This is a genomic window from Arcobacter venerupis, from assembly GCF_013201665.1.
GTDB classification, from domain to species: Bacteria; Campylobacterota; Campylobacteria; order Campylobacterales; family Arcobacteraceae; genus Aliarcobacter; species Aliarcobacter venerupis.
Window position 1 is genome coordinate 1,432,780 of record NZ_CP053840.1, and the last position, 21,305, is coordinate 1,454,084.

At 26.3% G+C, this 21,305-nt stretch carries 24 protein-coding genes; 11 read left to right on the plus strand and 13 right to left on the minus strand.

Annotation, left to right across the window (positions count from 1 at the left end; all coding sequences use genetic code 11):
* Positions 1-3: 3 nt before the first annotated feature.
* Genes AVENP_RS07075 through AVENP_RS07105 form a run of 7 tightly spaced genes read right to left on the minus strand, consistent with a single transcriptional unit; the run spans position 4 to position 6,374 of the window.
* Positions 4-531 carry a DUF3833 domain-containing protein gene (locus AVENP_RS07075; RefSeq protein WP_128358602.1) on the minus strand — a complete coding sequence of 176 codons (528 nt, stop codon included), beginning with the start codon at positions 529-531 and terminating at the stop codon, positions 4-6.
* Positions 528-1,757, minus strand: a complete 1,230-nt coding sequence (locus AVENP_RS07080; protein ID WP_128358601.1) for an SAM-dependent methyltransferase — start codon at positions 1,755-1,757, stop codon at positions 528-530. Before AVENP_RS07080 ends, AVENP_RS07075 begins: the two co-directional genes overlap by 4 nt.
* A 1-nt stretch (position 1,758) precedes the next feature.
* Positions 1,759-2,511, minus strand: a complete 753-nt coding sequence (locus AVENP_RS07085; RefSeq protein WP_128358600.1) for a DUF1365 domain-containing protein — start codon at positions 2,509-2,511, stop codon at positions 1,759-1,761.
* Complete coding sequence (locus AVENP_RS07090; RefSeq protein ID WP_128358599.1) at positions 2,508-3,746, minus strand: NAD(P)/FAD-dependent oxidoreductase; 1,239 nt, start codon at positions 3,744-3,746, stop codon at positions 2,508-2,510. The genes AVENP_RS07085 and AVENP_RS07090 overlap by 4 nt, the downstream gene beginning before the upstream one ends.
* Entirely contained in the window at positions 3,743-4,255 is a 513-nt protein-coding gene (locus AVENP_RS07095; protein ID WP_128358598.1) for a lipocalin family protein, read from the minus strand. Before AVENP_RS07095 ends, AVENP_RS07090 begins: the two co-directional genes overlap by 4 nt.
* A 60-nt stretch (positions 4,256-4,315) precedes the next feature.
* Positions 4,316-5,572, minus strand: coding sequence for an MFS transporter (locus tag AVENP_RS07100; RefSeq protein ID WP_128358597.1), 1,257 nt, complete (start codon positions 5,570-5,572; stop codon positions 4,316-4,318).
* 43 nt (positions 5,573-5,615) lie between these two features.
* Positions 5,616-6,374, minus strand: coding sequence for an SDR family NAD(P)-dependent oxidoreductase (locus AVENP_RS07105; protein ID WP_128358596.1), 759 nt, complete (start codon positions 6,372-6,374; stop codon positions 5,616-5,618).
* A 197-nt stretch (positions 6,375-6,571) separates the two neighbouring features.
* On the opposite strand from AVENP_RS07105, the gene AVENP_RS07110 reads away from it, so the two are divergent.
* Entirely contained in the window at positions 6,572-8,071 is a 1,500-nt protein-coding gene (locus tag AVENP_RS07110; protein ID WP_128358595.1) for a hypothetical protein, read from the plus strand.
* 91 nt (positions 8,072-8,162) lie between these two features.
* Positions 8,163-9,755 (plus strand): ABC-F family ATP-binding cassette domain-containing protein, encoded by a 1,593-nt coding sequence (locus tag AVENP_RS07115; protein WP_128358594.1) that lies wholly within the window; start codon positions 8,163-8,165, stop codon positions 9,753-9,755.
* A gap of 75 nt (positions 9,756-9,830) precedes the next feature.
* Here AVENP_RS07115 and AVENP_RS07120 read toward each other — a convergent pair whose 3' ends face one another.
* The gene (locus AVENP_RS07120) at positions 9,831-10,304 is read right to left on the minus strand and encodes an acyl-CoA thioesterase (protein ID WP_128358593.1); all 474 of its coding nucleotides are present in this window, start codon (positions 10,302-10,304) and stop codon (positions 9,831-9,833) included.
* Between the two features lie 118 nt (positions 10,305-10,422).
* The gene (gene aat / locus AVENP_RS07125; protein ID WP_128358592.1) at positions 10,423-11,100 is read right to left on the minus strand and encodes a leucyl/phenylalanyl-tRNA--protein transferase; all 678 of its coding nucleotides are present in this window, start codon (positions 11,098-11,100) and stop codon (positions 10,423-10,425) included.
* Between the two features lie 65 nt (positions 11,101-11,165).
* Here aat and AVENP_RS07130 point away from each other — a divergent pair, with 65 nt between their 5' ends.
* Positions 11,166-11,852 (plus strand): pseudouridine synthase, encoded by a 687-nt coding sequence (locus tag AVENP_RS07130; protein ID WP_128358591.1) that lies wholly within the window; start codon positions 11,166-11,168, stop codon positions 11,850-11,852.
* On the opposite strand, the gene AVENP_RS07135 is transcribed toward AVENP_RS07130, so the two are convergent.
* Together AVENP_RS07135 and AVENP_RS07140 are read right to left on the minus strand one after the other, a co-directional pair.
* A complete protein-coding gene (locus AVENP_RS07135) occupies positions 11,849-12,001 on the minus strand; it encodes a hypothetical protein (protein WP_153802234.1) in 153 nt (50 codons plus the stop codon). The genes AVENP_RS07130 and AVENP_RS07135 overlap by 4 nt on opposite strands.
* Before the next feature lie 20 nt (positions 12,002-12,021).
* Entirely contained in the window at positions 12,022-12,645 is a 624-nt protein-coding gene (locus AVENP_RS07140) for an HAD family hydrolase (protein ID WP_128358590.1), read from the minus strand.
* A 311-nt stretch (positions 12,646-12,956) separates the two neighbouring features.
* On the opposite strand from AVENP_RS07140, the gene AVENP_RS07145 reads away from it, so the two are divergent.
* From AVENP_RS07145 to AVENP_RS07175, 7 genes are read left to right on the plus strand one after another with little or no spacing between them, the layout of a single operon-like run.
* Positions 12,957-13,472 (plus strand): hypothetical protein, encoded by a 516-nt coding sequence (locus AVENP_RS07145; protein ID WP_128358589.1) that lies wholly within the window; start codon positions 12,957-12,959, stop codon positions 13,470-13,472.
* Entirely contained in the window at positions 13,459-14,169 is a 711-nt protein-coding gene (locus AVENP_RS07150; RefSeq protein WP_128358588.1) for a sulfite exporter TauE/SafE family protein, read from the plus strand. The genes AVENP_RS07145 and AVENP_RS07150 overlap by 14 nt, the downstream gene beginning before the upstream one ends.
* A gap of 37 nt (positions 14,170-14,206) precedes the next feature.
* Positions 14,207-14,392, plus strand: coding sequence for a hypothetical protein (locus AVENP_RS07155; protein WP_128358587.1), 186 nt, complete (start codon positions 14,207-14,209; stop codon positions 14,390-14,392).
* Positions 14,393-14,415: 23 nt separating this feature from the next.
* Entirely contained in the window at positions 14,416-16,353 is a 1,938-nt protein-coding gene (locus AVENP_RS07160; protein WP_128358586.1) for a TonB-dependent receptor, read from the plus strand.
* 1 nt (position 16,354) lies between these two features.
* A complete protein-coding gene (locus tag AVENP_RS07165; protein WP_128358585.1) occupies positions 16,355-17,188 on the plus strand; it encodes an ABC transporter substrate-binding protein in 834 nt (277 codons plus the stop codon).
* On the plus strand, positions 17,163-17,861 hold the full coding sequence (locus AVENP_RS07170) for an ATP-binding cassette domain-containing protein (protein WP_128358584.1): 699 nt from the start codon (positions 17,163-17,165) through the stop codon (positions 17,859-17,861). Before AVENP_RS07165 ends, AVENP_RS07170 begins: the two co-directional genes overlap by 26 nt.
* On the plus strand, positions 17,858-18,817 hold the full coding sequence (locus tag AVENP_RS07175) for a FecCD family ABC transporter permease (RefSeq protein WP_128358583.1): 960 nt from the start codon (positions 17,858-17,860) through the stop codon (positions 18,815-18,817). The genes AVENP_RS07170 and AVENP_RS07175 overlap by 4 nt, the downstream gene beginning before the upstream one ends.
* Before the next feature lies 1 nt (position 18,818).
* Here AVENP_RS07175 and AVENP_RS07180 read toward each other — a convergent pair whose 3' ends face one another.
* A complete protein-coding gene (locus tag AVENP_RS07180) occupies positions 18,819-19,310 on the minus strand; it encodes a SixA phosphatase family protein (RefSeq protein WP_128358582.1) in 492 nt (163 codons plus the stop codon).
* A 129-nt stretch (positions 19,311-19,439) separates the two neighbouring features.
* Here AVENP_RS07180 and AVENP_RS07185 point away from each other — a divergent pair, with 129 nt between their 5' ends.
* Positions 19,440-20,693, plus strand: a complete 1,254-nt coding sequence (locus tag AVENP_RS07185) for a cobyrinic acid a,c-diamide synthase CobB (RefSeq protein WP_228721235.1) — start codon at positions 19,440-19,442, stop codon at positions 20,691-20,693.
* Here AVENP_RS07185 and AVENP_RS07190 read toward each other — a convergent pair.
* Entirely contained in the window at positions 20,688-21,302 is a 615-nt protein-coding gene (locus AVENP_RS07190; protein WP_128358580.1) for an acyl carrier protein phosphodiesterase, read from the minus strand. The genes AVENP_RS07185 and AVENP_RS07190 overlap by 6 nt on opposite strands.
* Between the last annotated feature and the right edge of the window lie 3 nt (positions 21,303-21,305).

Genomic DNA, 21,305 nt, shown 5'->3' on the forward strand with positions numbered 1-21,305 from the left:
TTTTTAATCCTTGATTATCGTAATTACAATTTCGCCCACAATAAAACCAAATTTTTTCAGTTTAGAGTGATTTATAATAACCCCATCATCTTGTAAATGCAACCAATCTTGAACACTCAAATCAATAGTAGAATCTTTATAAGCAGTTCTCATAACATAATCAAGCATAACTGTATTTCCATTTGCTATCATCGGGCTTTCACCAATAATATCATTTGCAGTTGCTATAAACTTTTTATCTCCTGTTGGTTTTAGAGTCCAAACTCTTTTCATCTCTTCCCCATCGTTGTAAACAAAATATTCATCAAGTGTTCCAATGCCATTTTTATCCCAAGAACCTATCATTGTTCCTTTGAATGTTCTTGTTATTTTTCCACTTCTATCTTTTACGATTCCATAGGCTCTTAGTTTTCCATTAAAATAATCTTGTGGAATAAACTCTGGTTTTGTGTTGTTAAAATCTTCTATTTTCATGCCCGTACATCCTGTTAGTAGTATTGTTGTTAAAAAAACTAATATTAAATTTTTCATGCGATTAATCCTTTGTTTAAATCTATATTTTGGTCTCTTGTAAAAACCAATTGATGAAGATTTATGTTTCTTGTTAAAAATGCTGCTTCACAATAGTTTAGATACATTTTCCACATTCGTATAAAATATTCATCAAAACCTAAGTTCTTAACTTCTTCTAATTTTTTTTCAAAATTCTCATGCCAAATATTCAAAGTTTTTGCATAATCTTCTGTGAACTCTTCAAGATGATTTAGATTTAATCTTGTGTGTTTGCTTGTCACTTCAAGGATTTTAGAGATACTTGGAAGATGTCCACCTGGGAAAATATATTTTTGTATAAAATCAGTTCCTTTTGAATAATCTTTATATCTTTGATCAGGCATTGTTATTACTTGAAGAACTAAAACACCATTTGGTTTTAGTAATTCTTGGCACTTTTTAAAGAAAATATGAAAATACTCTTTCCCCACAGCTTCAAACATCTCAACAGCAATAATTGCATCAAATTTTCCGTTTAAATCCCTGTAATCTTTTAGTAAAATATCGATTTTATCTTCTACATTATGTTCTTTAAATCTATCTTCACAAAGTTTCTTTTGCTCAACACTTAAAGTTACAGTAGTAACTTCACACTTTTTGTCATTTGCCAAATGAAGTGCCATAGCTCCCCATCCTGAGCCAATTTCTAAAACTTTTGAGCCTTCTTTTAGATTTAATTTACTAGATAATTTTTCTAATTTATTTTTTTGCGCTGTGTATAAATCTTCGTCTTTATTGGAAAATACAGCACTTGAGTACATCATCGTTTCATCAAGCATTAGTTTGTAAAACTCATTTGATAAGTCATAATGAGCAGAGATGTTTTTTCTTGAATTAGTTTTTGAATTTTTTCTCATAGTGTGTTTTATTTTATTAAAAATAGGCATGATATTTATAAATTTATTGTTTTTTTCATTTTCACTTGTAGTGCCTAAATATTTTGAATTTACAAGAGCTAGTTCTAATAGTTTTGTAAGATTTGAAGTTTCAAAATCTTTATCTATGTAACTCTCACAAAAACCTATATCTCCATAAAGTGCAACTTTATAAAAGAATTTACTATTTTTTATAATAAGCGTTATTTTTTTATTCTCTTTTTTTTCTCCATAAAGTTTTTTATTTCCATTTGCATAGATAACTTCTAGTGTTCCAACTTTTATCTTTGAAAAAAAGTTATCTCCAAATTTGTTCCATAGTTTTTGCATTTTAATATCTCCTTTCTTTGTCTTCAACTCTTGGGGTATAGATTTTTAAGCCTTTTAAAAATAGTTTGATAGCTTGAAAATAAGTTCTTATTACTACTAAAAAAGTGCTAAACATATATTTGAAAAATATATTTAAACTACTTTTCGAATTAAAATCTTTTGCTTTTGAGTTAAAAATCGCTGTTAATTTATATTCATTGTCTTCAAATAAATCTATTTTTAAAAAAAGTTTATTTTCATCATATTTTAGTTCAAATTCATATATTCCCTCTGGTTTAAAAAAAGGAGAAACATACATGTCTTTTTTTACAATTCCTGTGTATGAATTGGCTTTTTTTTCTAAAACTACTGGATAAATAACTCTTCCATTATTATAGTTGTGAACTTCAGCTAAAAGATGAGTAGGTTGATTATTTTCATCAAAAAGTACCAATGCACTTATAGGATTAAACACAAAATTTAAAACTCTAGGTAGGGTGATAAATCTCATATTTGCTGTTTTTTTAATATTTAATTTTTTTAACAATTCATCAATATTTTGTAAAAAATCTTTAGATTTTCCAAAATGGTCTTTTGTTTTAAAACTTAAAAAATTTAAACTATTTATTGAAAAAAAACTATTTTTTAGATTTTCAAAATCATTTAAATCAATATCTAATAAATAAAAATCATATTTAAAATCATGAATTTTTGGAAGAAATCTTTTATGATAGATTGTTCCCTCATAAAATCTATGATTTATTAAATTTTTCATAAACGACATCCTAAAAGTTTTCCAACTTCATTTGCACTTAAAAGTCCATCTTCATGGAAGCCATATCTCCAATATGCTCCTGCATAATAAGTATTGTTTTGTCCACTTATCTCTTTTTTTCTTTTTTGCATTTCTATAGCTCTTTGGTTAAATTGTGGATGTTCATAAGAGATTTTTTCAATTACATTATTAAGATTTTGAGTTTCATTTAGTGATACAAAATAGTCTTTTTTTGTTTTTAGATTTTGTAGAGTATTTATCCAATATGTAAGTGTTACAGAATTACTTTTTGTATTTGTGTTTGTATAATTCCATGCTGCATACATTTTCTTACTTGGATATAAAATATTATTGTCATTGTGTAAAACAGCGCTATTCTCTTTATATTTAAAAGCACTTAATATCTCTATTTCTTTTTGTGTTGCATCTTCTAATATTTTTAAAGCTTCAGGTGCGTGCATTGCTAGAACTACTTTGTCATAAAAAGTTTTTTCACCGTTTTCGTGGATTAAATAAACACCTTCTTTTTCTCTTCTTATTTTGATTACATCTGAATTTAAAAAGATTTTTCCAGATATTTTTTCTTTTATTTTATTTACATAGTTTATACTTCCATTTGAGACAGTAAGCCACTGATGGTGTGAGTCAACTCCTAAAAGTCCATGATTTTTAAAAAAAGTTAAAAATGTTCTTGCTGGAAACTCACCCATTTCATCACTAGGAGTTGACCAAATAGCAGCGCCCATAGGAAGAATATATCTTTGTTTAAATGCAGTTGAATATTTTTTTATATATTCTCCCAAAGATTTATCCAAATCTGTACTATTGTAATATAAATCATTAGTTGCTTTTTCATTAAAAGATAAAATATCTTTTATCATTTTATAGTGTGATATTGAAAATAGATTTCTTTTTTGAGCAAACATTCCTTTGATAGATGAGCCATTGTAAGCAATATTTTTGTTTTTATCCCAAAAAGCAAAACTCATATCTGAGTTTTCAATTTTTACATCAAGTTGTTTAAATAGTTTTGTCAAAAGAGGATAGGTTGGTTCATTAAAAACTAAAAAACCAGTATCAACACCAAAGAGTTTATCTTCATCTTGAATTTGTGTAGTTCGTGCATGACCGCCTAATCGAGAATCTTTTTCATAAACATCAACTTCGTATTTTGAACTTAAAATATAGGCACTTCCAAGGCCACTAATTCCTGCTCCTAAAACTGCTATTTTCATTTATATCTTCCTTTTGGGTCAAGTTTTGTAAATACTAATTTTGAAGTATTCATCTTGTTTTTTAAATTATTTAATATTTTTTCTAATTCTTCTTTTTGTATATTTGGAGTTCTGCTCATAATCCAAAGATTTGAATAATCATCATTTGTCACAACAGCTGTTTTATAATCATTTATATAAGTAACTTCATATTGGCTTGTAAAAATATAAAAATATCTCATTTGAAGTTTTATATTTTGATTTTCTTCAATTTTTTTTGCAAATCCCGTATATTCAATCAGTTTTCCATCTAAGGATGAATCAAAACATCTATTGAATACTTTGTAAGAACTATCTTCTTGTAAATCATATTCAACACTTGATGCAACACATGAAGTTTGAAAAGAGTTTTCAATTCTTGCTATTTCATACCAAAGACCTGAAAATTTTTTCATGTCAAAATCATTTTTAAAAGAATTATTGGCATAAATAGTTGAAAGCAAGAAAAATATCAAATATAAATACTTCATAAATCAATCCTTTATCATTTATGGTAATTTATTATAAAAAGATAGATGTTTGTAGTTAAATTATGTTAGTTCATATTTTGATAACAAAATAATAGATATTAATTTTAATAAAATTGGAACAATTGAATATAAAACTATAAGCGCAATTAAAGAAGTCTCATTTATATTTTGTATGTCAAAACCTGTAAATTCTAAAGTAATAAATGAAATAGCAACAGCAAGTGCAAGTGAAAATTTTGTAATCATTGCCCAAAAACCAAATAAAATACCAGAAATATCATTGTGTGTTTTTTTACTTTGTTGTGCAACATCAGCTTGAATTGAAGAAGGAAGAGCCATATCTGCACCTAAACTCATGCCAGTTACAATGCAAATAATCAAAAAATATAAAAAATCTTTTTCTTGTAAAAATGGTACAAAAATAAATGCACAACAAGCTGTAATCATAGATAAAATCCATGTAGTTTTTTTTGATATTTTTATTGAAAGTTTAATCCAAAAAGGAAAAGTAACAATTGCACTTAAAAAATAAACAATTAAAAAAAGACCTGTTTTTTCTTCTAAATTTAAAACATATTTTACATAAAATAAGAAAAGAGTGGCAGGAAGTGCATTTGCAAGATTATTAATTAAAAATGAAAAAAATAATTTTTTATTGTGAGGAAATTTTTTAAAAAATATGTCTATAGATTTTAAAAATTCTTTTTCTTTAATTCTCGTTTTTTTATTTTCAAAATGTTTTAATTTTAAATAAAAAATTATTGAGAAAATAGGAAAAATTATCAAACAAGTATAAAGTAAAAGTTCTAGACTTTTTTTAGAATCATTAGCAACCATAAAAACATAAGGGAAAAGTAAAGAGATTAAAACTCCAAAAACAATAAATAATTCTCTTGAAAAGGCTAGTTTTGTATTGTTAATAGAGTTATTACTTATTTGTGAGTTTAAAGTAAGATAAGGAATCATTATAAAACTATAAGAAATATAAGTAATTATTGAAAAACAAAATAACCATAAAGAACTAAAATATAGAGGTTTAATAAGAAAAAACAGACCAATTAAAACAAAAAAGACTGAGATTATAATGATATTAAATTTATTATATTTATCTGTAAAATTGCCAATAAATGGATCTAGAATCATATCTAATAGTCGTGCAACTAATAAAATAATCCCAACAGTTCCAACACTCAAGTTTACATATTCTACATAAAAAGTTGGTAAATAAATATATAAAGGAAAACCCAAAAAAGCAATAGGAATCCCTAATATACCATATAGGAGAATCTCTTTGCTTTTTAGGATATTATTATTCATATTAATCTAGTTATCATATATTTCACATATTTTTTAACCATAATCATTTTAAAAACTTTTTAGTTATAAAAAAACTCAATTTATAAGGCACAAGGGATATTAATCGTAAAAATTTTGACAATATAAAAGGAAAAGAAATTTCAAATTTATAAGGTTTATTTAATTGCTCAAATATTTTTTTAGCTGCAATATTTGGCAACATTAGTTGAGGCATGTCAAAATCATTTTTTGCAGTCAATCTTGTTTTTACGAAACCATGATTTACTATTTGAACATAAATGTTTTTTCTTAATAACTCAGGTTGTATTGACTGTGAAAGATTTACTAAAGCTGCTTTTGATGCACTATAAGCTCCCCCATAAGGCAATCCAAAATAGCTTGATAAACTTGCATTTAATATAATTCTTGCTTCTTTTTTTTGTTTTTCTAAATAATTAACAAGTGGTTTTAAAACTCTAACGGCACCTAAATAATTTGTATTTATCATTGATTCAAAATTTGAAATATTCCATTGTTCTATGCTCATTGATTCATAGACACCTGCGTTAAAAAAGCAAATATCTAAATTATCAAAAATATGAAAAACTTCATCCACACTTTTAGAAACATTTTCATTACTTGAAACATCAATATTTAATAATTCTAGTTGTTGAGAATAAATTAATTTTAATTGTAATAGCTCTTTAGAGTTTTTAGCATTTCTTGAACTTGCTATTACTTTATAATTACTTTGTAAACAAAGTTTAACTAACTCTAAACCAATTCCACTGCTAGAACCAATAATCCAAATTTTTGTCTCCATGATAAAACCTTTGTTGTTTAAGCTAGTATCTACTAACTTAAAATTATTATATGGGAATAAAAAGATTTTTTGTATCTAATATTTGTAGTTTGATAAAAAATAATTTTAAAAGATGTAGATAAATATATATCTACATAAGCAATAAAATGATAAAATCTATATAACATAAATTAAAATAATTATAATAAAGGTTGAGGATGAATAGTCTCGCAGAAATCGAGAAATGGCTTAAAGATCATTCTATAAATAATTACCTGATTTCAGAAGATTTTTCCATAACAGTTCAAGGAAATGTAAATTTAAATCAAAAATTATCAGTAAACAAATTACCAGTTAAGTTTAAAACAGTAGATGGTTTCTTTGATATTAGTAATAATGGTTTAATTGCCCTTGATGGTTGCCCAAAAACTGTAACAGGTGGTTTCTTCTGTTCTAAAAATAATTTAGTTTCACTATTTGAAGGACCAGCAGAAGTTGGGGATTTTGATTGCTCATTTAATAAATTGAAAAATTTGTCTTATGCTCCAAAAGAGGTTAAAGGGAATTTTGATTGTTCTAATAATGAAATTAATTCAATAAAAGGAATGCCAAGAACTATTAAAGGACATTTTAAATGTGCTAATAACAAAATAGTAACATTAAAAGGTGGACCTAAATATATTGATGCTGAGTTTGATTGTTCAGATAATTTAGTTGATAGATTAATTGGTGGACCCGTTTCTGTAGGAACTAACTATATTTGTGTTAGAAATAATCTAACAGATTTAGATGGAGTAGCAGATGAAATAGGACATGATTTAATTACAGATATTAGATTAAATCATGTGGCAAGTACTTTTAATGAAGAAGAAAAATCATGGAGATACAAAGGTAGTGAAGTTGTTTCTCATATTTATAAACCTATTGTTGCTCTAACTAATGTTGATGATATAAGTAGATGGCTTAGAAAACATGAAATAAGAAATTTTACTATTTTAAAAGATAACTCTGTAAATGTTCATGGAGATGTAAAGTTAGCTGATAAATTAGCAAACTTATTAAAATTACCACTAAACTTTAATATTGTTGAAGGTGATTTTGATATAGGTGATAATGAATTAACTTCACTTGAGGGAAGTCCTAAGAAAGTTACTGGAAGTTTTATGGCTCACAAAAATGAAATATTTTCATTAAAAGGTGGACCAAAAGAGGTTGGTGGAAGTTATATAATTTTACATAATAATATTACATCTTTAGAATTTGCACCATCTTTAGTAAAAGAAGATTTCATTTGTTCTCATAATCCATTAAAAGAGTTAGATGGAATAAATACAGTACTTGGATATATTTTTACAGGTGTTCCAATTCCTAATATAAAATGCCAAAAATATATTTATAAGGGAATTACAACTTATAAATATCCAGCTGATTTAGTTATGAAATATTTAGAAAAACAATATATCTCGTTTACTGATGAAGAGAAAGCTTTTGAAGAAACGAAAAAAAATCTTGAAAATGTAATATCAAAAATGATCGAACAATCAACTTTATCAAAAGAGATGATAAATGATAATCTAATTAAGAATTTAACTAAATATAGATTAGATGATTTAAAAGAAAGAGTTTTAATTATAAAATATCCTCCTGAAGATGATACAAGAATGAGACATTTAACAGAAGATGAGATCATGAGACTTGCATTCGAAAAAGAGATATAAGGGGTAAAATTAAGTCTTAAATAGATTTTTTAGGATATAATCGCGAATTCAATACAATTAAGTAAATAAAATAAATGGAGAGAATTATAATATGGTTCAAACTGTCAATCTAAAAAAAGCTTTCGGTGCTAGAGTTTTATTTCAAGACATAAATTTAAAATTAGATACTGGTAAAAGATATGGACTTATCGGTGCAAATGGTGCAGGTAAAACAACTTTCTTAAAAATTTTATCAGGGCAAGAAGATGCAACTGAGGGTGAAGTACAAGTTCAAAATGGTAAAAAAGTTGGAACATTATCACAAAATCAATTTGCCTATGAAAACAACACAATATTTGATGCTGTTCTTTTAGGAAATAAAAGATTACATGATGCTGTAAAAGAAAAAGAAGAGCTTTACATGAGCCCTGAATTTACAGATGAAATAAATGAAAGATTAGCTGAGCTTGAAATTATCTGTTGTGAAGAAGATCCTACTTATGAATATGATGTAAAAATCACAAGAATTTTAGAAGATTTAGGATTTCCAGCTGCTGAACATCAAGATTTAATGAGTACTTTAACTGGTGGGAATAAATTTAAAGTTTTATTAGCACAAGTTTTATATCCAAAACCAGATGTTCTATTTTTAGATGAGCCTACAAATAACTTAGATATTGCAACTATTGGTTGGTTAGAAAATCAATTACAACATCATGATGGAACAATGGTAGTTATTTCTCATGATAGACACTTTTTAAATGCTGTTTGTACGCATATTTTAGATGTTGATTTTAAACAAATTAGAGAGTTCACAGGAACTTATGATGACTGGTATATCGCTTCAACATTAATTGCAAAACAAAATGAAAAAGATGTTAATAAAAAACTAAAAGAAAAAGATGAGCTTGAAAAATTCATTACTAGATTTAGTGCAAATGCATCAAAAGCTAAACAAGCAACTTCAAGACAAAAACAACTTGATAAACTTGATATTGGTTCGATTCAAGTATCAAGCAGACGTGATCCTTCAATTATATTTAAACAAAAAAGAGAAGTTGGAAAAGAGTTATTAACAGTTAAAAATATCTCTAAATCTTATGATGATAATGTAGTTTTAAATGATATTTCATTTACAATTGAAAAAGGTGATAAAATAGCTCTTATTGGAACAAATGGTATTGGTAAAACAACTCTTTGTGAAATTTTAGAGGGTAATATAATAGCTGACAGTGGCGAAATTTTATGGGGTGCAACTATTCAAAACTCTTATTTCCCACAAAATGCTACTGATATAATTGAAGGTGATGTAACTTTATACGACTGGTTGAGAAACTGCGATAGAGATGCTGATATTTCAGAAATTAGAAATTGTCTAGGACGAATGTTATTCAATGGTCAAGAGCAAGAGAAAAAAGTTAACTCTTGTTCTGGTGGGGAAAAACATAGAATGATGCTTTCTAAAATTATGTTAGAGCAAGGGAATTTCTTAGTTTTAGATGAACCTACAAACCACTTAGACTTAGAAGCAATTATTGCACTTGGTGAGGGTCTAAATGATTATCCTGGTTCTGTAATTTGTGTATCTCACGATAGGGAACTATTAGATGCTTATGCAAATAGAATTATAGAAATCCAACCTGGTGGAACTATAGTTGATTTCAAAGGAACTTATGAAGAGTATATTGAGTCTTTAGAGGCTTAATATATTTCATTGAAATTTTAAAATAAAAAAGGGGAAGATTTTGAAATCTTCCCCTTTTTTTATGGCTAAAAATGATTATTTTGAATGTCTTGAAGACATTCTGATTTCTCTTCTTTGAATAGCATCGTTATATCTTCTTTTATCATCTTCTGTAATTAAATCTAATTTTGGAACAGGTGCTGGTTTACCTGCTTCATCAACAGCAATCATTGTAAAATAACAAACATTAGTATTTTTAATTGTGTGATCTTTAATATCTTCAGAAATTACTTTAATACCAATTTCCATAGATGTTCTTCCTGTATAATTTACAGAGGCATGAAATGTAACAAGTGAACCAATTTTAATTGGATCTTTAAATAAAACCATGTCAACTGATAATGTTACTGCATACATACCTGTATATCTAGCTGCACAAGCATATGCAACATGATCTAACATTTTTAAAATTTCACCACCGTGAACATTTTTTCCAGAAAAGTTTGCTTTATCTGGTGTCATTAACATAGTCATTGTAAGAGATTTTTCTCTTTTTATTTCTTCACTCATTTTTTTACCTTATACTTATTGAAATATGTCGTATTATAAAACAAAATAGTAGTAAGCGTGTAGCAATTTATCAAAATAGGGCAATAGTTTATGAAATAATAGAAAAAAGTAACATTTTTTAACTATCTAAATTTTCATTTAGTATTTTGAAGTATTCAACTCTACTTATTTCATAAGCTCCTAAACTTGCTAGATGGTCATTATAAACTTGACAATCTATTAGTTCTATACCATTATTTTGTGCTTGTTGGCAAAGATGGTAAAAAGCAACTTTTGAAGCATCAGTTACTTTTGCAAACATACTCTCTCCACAAAAAACATTACCTATTAAAAGTCCATAGAGTCCACCAACTAATTCATCATTTAAATAACATTCGATGCTAAAAGCGATATCTAAATTATGTAAATTTATGTAAGCTTGTATAAATTCATCACTTATCCAAGTGCTGTTTTCATGTTTTCTTTTTATTTCAGAACATGCACGAATTACTGCTTCAAAATTTTCATTTGATTTTATAATAAAACCTTTGTTTTGAATTGATTTTTTAAGACTCTTTGATACTTTCATTTCATTTGGTTTTAAAACCATTCTTTTTTGTGGGCTAAACCAATGAATATAATTGTAGTCATCTATATACCAAGGAAAAATTCCATTTTCATAGGCATTTATAACTCTTTGGGGATGAAAATCTCCACCAACTGCTACTAAATCATCTTTCATCATATTAAGTTTTGGGAAATCAAAGTTATCATCGTCCAATAAATAGACGGCATATTTTTTATCAATTAGTTTCATATTTGTATTTTATATGAAAAGATGTTAATATCCAAACTAATTTAAAAAAAAAGAGATTTTAATATATGCAAAATAGTTATAAAAGAGTTGATGCACATCTATCTAGTTTGGGATATTGCACAAGAAGTGAAGCGAAAAAATTTTTAAGAATTTATGAGCTTACTGTAAATGATAAAAGAGTTTTTGACACTTCAATAAAAGCATATCATAATGATATAAAAGTAAATAATGAGCCCATTGATCCTGAAACAATTACAATCTTATTAAATAAACCCTCAGGTTTTATCTGTTCTCATAATGATGCAGGAAGTTTGATTTATGCTTTAATTCCTCAAAGATGGAATAGAAGAAATCCTAAAATTTCAACTATTGGAAGACTTGATGTTGATACAACGGGAGCTATTATTTTAACTGATGATGGAGCTTTAAATCATAAATTATCAAGTCCAAAAAGTGATGTTTCAAAAGTTTATGAAGCAACTTTAGCCGTTCCTTTAAAAGGTGATGAAAAAGAGATTTTTGCAAGTGGAGAGTTAATGTTAAATGGTGAGAAAAAACCACTGCTTCCAGCAACTTTAGAAGTTTTAGGTGAAACACATGTAAGACTAGAAATTTGTGAGGGAAAATATCATCAAGTAAAAAGAATGTTTGCAGCAGTTGGTAATAGGGTATTAACACTTCATAGGGTTAGTTTTGGTGAATATACAATTGAAGACTTAAAAGAGGGAGAGTACAAGTTTATAGAACTTTAACACTCATCTTTTTTTGTAACACTTAGACCTTTATTAGTCATTTCATCTATTTGTTTTTGGGTTAAATCTAAATACTTCATGATTTTCCCATCCCAAACAATACAAGAAAAAGTCTCTTTTTTAAATAGTTTTTTAATTTTTTCAAACATTCATAAAATCCAGCAAAATCTTATTTGAATTTATCAAATATTCTTTTTTCTAACTCTTCAATTGTTTCAATAGCACCTTTTTCATGATTTGAAAATCCCCAATTTACAAGAACCGAATCAACACCTGCTTTTGTAGCAGCCATTATATCTTTGTGAGAATCTCCGATTAATTGGGCATTAAAATTTGAAATATTATGAATATCTAAAATTTTATGTACCATCTCTGGATGTGGTTTTGGATTTTTTACGCTGTCATAACCTAAAATAGTTTTAAAATGATGTCCAATTCCCACATGATTTAGCATTTTGTGGGCATATTGTGAATTTGCATTTGTAGCAACTGCTAAAACAAAATCATTTTTTAAATCATTAATTAGTTTTGAAATTCCATCATAAAGTACCAAATCACTTAAACAATGTTTATTATAATACTCTTCAAAAAGTTTTGTTTGTTGTGGTGTAAACTCTTTTGTTCCATAAAAAAATTCTGCTGAATTTATAGATGGGTCATTTACTTTTTCTAAAATATAGCTTTTTTCTAATTTCTCAAAACCTAGATTAACTCTCACATAATTTATTGTATTTGTTATAGCAAAACCGCTATCTATAAGTGTTCCATCCATATCAAACATTATTAAACGCATAAATTTGAATCCTTAATTTTATATATTAATTTGTATTATATTCTTTAAATTCTAAACTAAGATTAAAAAATTCAAAAAAGTAATTAAAGAGGATAGAATTTATCTTATTTTAATAATTGAATTGATAGAATTACTTCCATAGGATATTTATATTAAATCCTCCTACTACTAAATACATTTATTTGGTATCCTATACATTGAAATAGATTTGAATCGGGCTTCGTACTTCCCATGCGAAGCCTTTTTTTATGTTCAATAAACTGATATTTATATACAAATGATTATAATAACGATTCTATTTTGGAGTTTCAATGAAAAAAATCTTACCTTTTCTTACAATAATTGTAATAATAGCAATAATAATTATAATATTCTTATCTATGTCAAATGCAAAACAGATGGTTGTTTTAAAAGAGGGCAATATAAGTCAAACACCTCTTGAAATAATTCTTGGTAAATACCAAGATAGTGATTGTGGAATGACTATTGATAAAATGGATTATGTTTCACAAGTAGTTGCACCTGATGGAAAAACTTGGTTCTTTCATGATCATGGTGGAATGGCAAATTGGTTGAAGGATAAAACTTTTAAAGATAGTGCAAAAATTTGGGTTATGACAATCGATACAAAAAAATATATAGATGGAAGAATCGCTTGGTATTCAAGAACTGATGCTACTCCTATGGGTTATGGATTTGGTGCTTATGAAAATAAACAAGATGGATTTATTACTTTTGAAGAAATGACTTTAAAAATGTTAAGAAATGAGAGTCTTAAAAATCCTTATATTAAAAAAGAGTTGTTAGGAAATAATGGAAGCAATTAGTATAATAACAATAATATCAATAGCATTTTTGGGATCTTTTGGACACTGTGTTGGGATGTGTGGTGGAATTGTAATAGCATATTCAAGTACAAAAATTAAAAGTCATTGGACAAAACAAGTTCAAGCTCTTGCTCACTTACTTTATTCTTTTGGAAGAATTTCAACTTATATGATACTTGGGGCTTTGTTTGGCCTTGTTGGTGGTGTTGTATCTTTTGATAATACAACAAGTGGAATATTTCTGTTATTTACTGGTTTTATGATGATTTTAGTTGGACTTTCGCTTCTTGGAAAAATAAAGTTTTTAACTATATTAGAACACACTTGCTCAAAATCGCCACTTTATCAAAGTACATTTAAAGCCCTTTTAGGTTCTCAATCACTATTTAGTTTTTATTTTTTAGGAATGCTAAATGGTTTACTCCCTTGTGGTTTTGTATATGTTTTTGCAATAACAGCTGCTAGTACTGGAAGTGCCTTTTGGGGAGCTTTTGTAATGCTAATATTTGGTTTAAGTACAGTTCCTGCTCTTTTTTCTTTGGGATTTTTTGTGGGACTTTTCAAACAATCAAATCTTAGAGATTTATTTATAAAATTAGCTTCAATATTAGTAATAGCATTTGGATTTTACATGGGATATTTGGGATATGAATATTTAGTAGACCCAACAAAATCAATTTTAAGTTGTCACATTTAAATAAATCAGAAATAAAATTTTTAAGAAAGGAGAAACGATGAAAAATAAAACTAGAAGATACTTTAGTTTTTTTGGAATTTTAGCCGCAACTGTGAATAGAAAACTGCAATCTATTAACTGTGCAATTCATGCAATTTTAGTAAATACAATGCCAAAAATCAATAAATTATTACTATTAAAACAATTAAAACCAATCAATTTATATTCAACAAACAACATTTAACATAAAAATTAGGAAAATTAATAATGCAAAAAAAAATATCTACAAGCTTAGTTGCAAGCTTTCTTCTAGCAACAACAAACCTTTTTTCAGCCCAGAGTTTAGAACCAATTACAGTTACTTCATCACTTATTAAATCAGATGAAAAAAGTGCAACATTTGCCACTGAAATCTACACAAAGGAAGATATTCAAAACTCTAAATCAAAAGATGTATATGATTTTTTATCTTCTCAAACTTCAATAAATGTAAGTCCTAGTTATGGAAATACTTTTTCTCAAAAAATAGATTTAAGAGGTTATGGAATTGGTGATGGATATCAAAATATTGTAGTTTTGCTTAATGGAAGAAAATTAAATAATATTGATATGAGTTCACAACTATTAAGTTCTATTCCTTTAGAAAGTGTTTCAAAAATTGAAATTTTAAAAGGCACAGGTTCTGTTGTTTATGGTGACGGAGCAAATGCTGGAGTTATAAATATCATTACAAATGGAAAAAATGATAATTATGTAAAAGCTTATGTTGGAAATAATGGAACTAAAAATGGAACTGCAAGTTTAGGTTTTGTTCATGAAAAAATAATTGCAAATGCTTTAATTGATTATACTTCAACAGATGGAACTAGAGTTGATTTAAATGATGATAAAGATGAAAATTATAATAAAAATAAAAACTTTAATCTTATTTATTTTCCAACAGATGATTTGGAATTAAATTTAACAAGAAATTATTCTAATATGAATATCAATTATGCTGGTTCATTAACATTAGATGAATATAAAAATAATCCAAATAAAGCAAATAGTTTTACTGAACAATATTTTAGCTCTTATGTAACAACAGGTGGATTTAAATATAATTTTAACCCTAATTTATCATGGGAATCTACTTATAGTGATGAAGATAAAACAAGTAATTATATTACTTATTCATCAAAATCAGATTATGAATATAAATCTTTTTCTTCTAAATTAAATTACCAACAAGATAACTATAAGTTGTTATTGGGGATTGATGGTTTTGATGGTGATAGAATAGCAACTTCAAATATTACGAATAAAAGTAATAAAGCAGTTTTTGTTTCAGGGGAATACAATATAAGTGATGATTTAAAAGTATCATCTGGAATTAGAAGAGAAAATGTTGAATATAAATATGAACCAAATGGTTCTGATACTTTAAAAAATGATGATTATCTAAATGCTTATGATTTAGGATTAAATTATCAATTAGATGAGAATTCTTCTTTATTTGCAAATTATAATAAATCTTTTCAAGCTCCTGATATAGATAGATTTTTTGCTTCAAGTTGGGTAAATAATGGAGGTATTTGGACTTCAACAACTACATTTAATGGTTTTATTGAACCTGCAAAAGTAAATAATTATACCGTTGGATATAACAATATTCAAAAAAATAATAAATTTAAATTATCAATATTCAAAGCTGATTTAAAAAATGAAATTTATTATTATAATGTTGGATTTGTAAGTAGAAATACAAACATAGATAAATCATATAAATATGGTTTAGAAGTTTTTGATAAATATATTATAAATGATAATTTATATACTTCAGCAAATTATTCATATATTATTGCAAAAATTGATGAAGAAAATGAAGGAAATGGCTCTTACAATGGTAAAGATTTACCAGGAGTTTCAAAACATAATATCACAGTTAATTTAGGATATAACATAAATAATATAAATACAGTTTTATCACATATTTATAGAAGTAGCGCCTACGCAGCTAATGATTTTGGAAATGATTTTAATCAAAAACAAGAAGCTTATCATTCTACAGATTTAGGAACTTCTTATACTTATCAAAATCTTGAATTATTTGCAAAAATTCAAAATATTTTTGATGAAAAAAATGGTTTATGGATAAGAGACAATGCGATTTATCCAGTTAATTTTGAAAGAACATATTATGCTGGTATGAAAGTAAAGTTCTAAAATGAAAAAACTTTTATTTATACTAATTTTATGTATAAATTTGTTGGGGCAAGAGAGAATTGTAACTCTCTCTCCTTCAATAAATGAGATTGTATTTGCTTTAGGTGTTGGAAAAAATGTAGTTGCGAATACAAGTTATTGTGATTTTCCAGAAGAATCAAAGGCTATTCTAAAAATTGGTGGTTACAATAACATCTCTTTGGAAAAAATACTTGAAACAAAACCAACTGTTGTTATTGGGCAAGATTATGATGAAAAACTAAATTCAAATCTAAAAGCTTTGGGTATAAAAACTTTGAGTTATAAAACAAATACAATCTCATCAATAGAAAATACAATTAGTGAATTAGGAGACTTTTTCGATAAAAAAGAAAAAGCGAAAGAATTAATATCAAATATAGATAATGCTTTATCATCTGTAAATTCAATAGTTGAAAATAAAAAGATTTTAATAGTTATAAGTCCTAAAAAATCCCTTTCAAATCAGATTTATATAACTGGTAATTTTTTATATTTTGAAGATATTATAAAAGCAAGTGGAAATAAAAATGCTTATAACTCTTCAAACCAAGCCCAACCAGTTGTAAATACTGAAAAAATTATTGGTATGAATCCTGATATTATTGTTCTTTTAACTCCATTTTTAGATGGAAAAAAACAAGAACAACAAGAGATTATAAATGCTTGGAAACAATTACCAATAAATGCAGCAAAAGATGATAATATTTATACAGTTGATAAACTTTATGCTGGAATTCCAAGCCAAAGAGTAGAGTTTTTTATAAAAGATTTTAAAAAGATATTAGAAAATGTTAGAAATAAAAAATTACAATAGTTCTATTTTACATGAAATCTCATTTTCATTAAAAGAGAAAGAAAACTTAATAATATTGGGTGAAAATGGAGCGGGGAAATCAACTCTTGCAAAAGTTTTATCAAATCTTATTTCAAATGATAAAGTTAAACTTTTGGGTGAAAATATATCAAAAATAAGTGATTTAAAAAGAACTCAGCTGATAAATTATATACCTCCAAAACTCTCTATTTTTGATGAATATGTTACATTAAGGGAGTTTTTGGAACTCTCTTTTATTGAAAATGTAAATAATCAAAAAATAGATGAAGTTATAAAACTTTTAAATCTTAGAAAATTAGAAGATAAATATTGTAAATCATTTAGTTCGGGTGAAAAGCAACTTTTACTTCTTGCAAGTGCAATTATGCACAATGCAAAAATTACTATTTTTGATGAATTAACTGCAAATTTGGATATTAGCAGATTAAAAGAGGTTTATGATATTTTTAACTCAAATTTATTAAATCAAAAGATTGTAATTACACACAATCTTGATTTAGCCTATGCTTTAAAATACAAAGTTTTATTTTTAAGTGATGGAATTATTCAATTTTTTGGGGAACATGATGAGTTTTTTTCAAATCAAAATCTTAAAAAATTTTACAATAATACAATTATGAAATTAGATAACCATTTGGTGGTAAATTTATGAAAATATTATTGTACATAATTAGTTTTATAATATTAATAATTTCGCCATTTTTAGGAGAAATTTCTATCTCTTTAAAAGATATTTTTGAACCAGCTTCAACAACATATACTATATTTTGGGATTTAAGAGTTTCAAGGGCTGTATTAGCTTTTTTTGTTGGTGGAATTTTAGCCTTAGGAGGTTTGATTTTTCAAATTATTTTCAAAAATCAACTAATAACTCCATATACTTTAGGAATAGCAAGTGGAACTACACTTTTTACGGCTATTTCAATTGTATTTTTTCCTGCACTTAATATGAGTATTTCTTCTGTTTTTGGCTCAATTATTACTATTTTGATTTTATATTTTATTTCAAAACAGATAAATAAAAGCGCAATATCAGTCTCAACAAACTCAATTTTACTTATTGGAATTGCCTTATCCTATTTTTATAGTTCAGCTTTGATGTTGGTATTTTATATGAGTAATTTACAAGAAAACTATTCAATAGTTAGATTTACCCTTGGAAGTTTAGATACAGTTGGATTTTCAAATGGTTTTATTGTTATGCTCGTGAGTGTTATTTTTTATTTTGTGGTGAGTTTAAATAAAGATAAAATCAAACTCTTACTTATTTGTAATGATACAGCATTTCTAAAAGGACTAAATGTAAATAAGATAAGTTTACTTCTTTTGATTGTAGTATCTTTAAGTGTTGGAATTAGTATTAGTTTTGTAGGACCAATAGGGTTTATAGGCCTTGTTATCCCTCATATTATCAAACTAATCTACAAACAAAGTGCTGATAAACTGTTTTTCCCTGTGTTTTTTTTTGGGGGAATATTTTTGGTATTTTCAGATTTAATTTCAAGAAATCTAAACACAGATTCAAGTTTGCCAATAGGTGTTGTAACTGCGTTTATTGGAGCACCATTTTTTGTTTATTTATTGATTAGAAGAAATAAAAAAGTATAATTTATTTATACTTTTTTGGATATTTAAAAGAGATTAATTTTGAGTTTTCTTTTGAAATATTACTCCAAGAGTTAGTGTTAAAATCTATTTCCACAATTCCACAAGTTGGGATATTTTCAAATGATTCTTCGCATAAAAAGTTCGCTAAATCACAAAGTCCAGGATTGTGACCAACTAAAAACAAAATATCAAATTGTTCATTTACATTATTTATAACTTTCTTTAAATTCAAATAGGGTGCTTCATAGATACTTTTATCATAAATAATTTCATTTTTATAGTCTATTTTTTCAAGTAAAAGTTCCAGAGTAAGTTTTGTTCGAAGAGCTGGTGAACTTATTATTAAATCAGGAATAATATGTTTATCTTTTAAAAGTTTAGACATAAAAGGTGCATCTTTTAAACCTCTATTATTTAAACCTCTATCAAAATCATCAAGTAAAGGATTACTCCAATCAGATTTGGCATGTCTTATTAAAAATAGTTTTTTCATTTTATTTATTCCTTGTATGGTAAATATTTTACTACAGAACTTCTTAATTAAAATATTTACAGAAGTAAAACTAGGATAAAATCACAAAAATAAAACATCATAAAAGGATTCAAGATAAAAGCTATATGTATAAGTGCAATTGCATCAAATCAAGGAAAAACAACTTTAACTACAGCGCTTTTGTATCATTATAAAAAATCTGTTCGACCATTTAAAATAGGACCTGATTTTATAGATCCACTTTTTCATCAAAAAATCTGCCAAACTCCTAGTATAAATCTTGATACTTGTATTATGAATGAAAGCCAAGTTAAATGGCTTTTTAATAAATATAGTGATAAAAATATCTCTATTCTTGAAGGAGTTATGGGTTTTTATGATGGTATGGATAAAAATGCTTCTGCTTATGATGTTACTAAACTTTTAAATATTCCCACAATTATCATTTTAGATGGAAAAGGTTCATATATTACTTTGAGTGCTGTGATAAAAGGTCTTAAAACTTATCAAGAGGGAAATACTATAAAAGCGGTAGTTTTTAATCATATTTCATCTCCTAGCCATTTTGAATTAATCAAAAATCAAGTTGAAAAAGATTTTGATGATGTTGTGGTTTTAGGTTGGATTCAAAATAGACTGGATACTTTAGATTCAACTTATCTTGGACTTGATTTAAAAGATAATAAAATAGAAAAACTAGAACTAATGTCAAAAGAAGTTCTTAAACATATAGATTTAGAAAAATTAGAATCAATTGCAAACTTTAAAGCCCAAGAAGTAGAAGATTATCCCTTTGAAAAAGTAGAAAGTTATGATAAACATATCGCTTTAGTTAATGATGATAATTTCTCTTTTTTATACCATGATAATTTAGAGTTTTTAAAAGAGAGTTTTTCAAAAGTAACCGTTGTAAATGCTATTAATAATGAAATTATTCCATTGGATGCTGATATTGTTTTTATTGTTGGTGGATATATAGAAACAAAAGAGGCTTATGAAAAAATAGAGAACTCTAATGATTTTAAGAACTCTTTATTAACCCATGCAGAAGAAAAAAAAGCAATTTATGGCGAGTGTGCTGGATTATTATTTTTATCAAATAGAGTTGATGATAAAAAAATGATGGGATTATTACCTTTAGATTTTACTTTAGGAAAAAGATTTTATCGAATGGGATATTATGAAAATGATTTAGGAATAACTGGACATGCTTTTCATTATACAAGATTAATAGATGAAGAAAAAGTAGGGGAGTATAAACTTTATAAAAAAAACAGCAGTGATGGAACTTATGCTGCTTTTAAAAATGAAAATATTTTTGGAACATATTTGCACACAATGTTAAGAAATAATTTTAATAAAATAAAAAAGTATCTATTATAATTTCCAATGTTTTATTTTATTTTCATCTAAATCACTTTTTATTTTTGTAGTTAGTTGTGGAAAAAATTCTAAAAAATCTTTTTCAAGTTCATCTATATTTTTCACAACACTATCAAAATAACTAAGAGCTGTTTCCCTTTGTTTAAGTCTTGGAGATAATCTTCTATCCATTCTTTCAAAGGAAGTTTTTAGTTGTTCTAAATTGTGATATTTATTTAACAAATCTCGCTCAATCATATTATAAATTGGAATATTTGCATGATTTGGTAAAACTTGAGTTCGCTGATTTGCTTCGTGATAAAAAACTTTTGAAAACTCTTTTATTGGCATATGGCAAAAATCATCCCAATTTTTTGTTAAAAAGTAGTCATAAGTTAAGTCAATAATAACAGGTTTTAGTAAACCTTTTTCTCTTAACCTTCTTTTGCTACAACTTACAATTTCGTGGGAATCTGTATATGAATCTATGATTTTATGGGTAAACATACCTTTTTTCATATCAATAGTTGCATCTTCCCATAATCGACCCTTTAAAGGGTCTGCTAGAAAATTTCCTATTTGGAAATCTATTTTTTGCTCAGATAAGAACACATGCGCTAACCAGTTCATTTA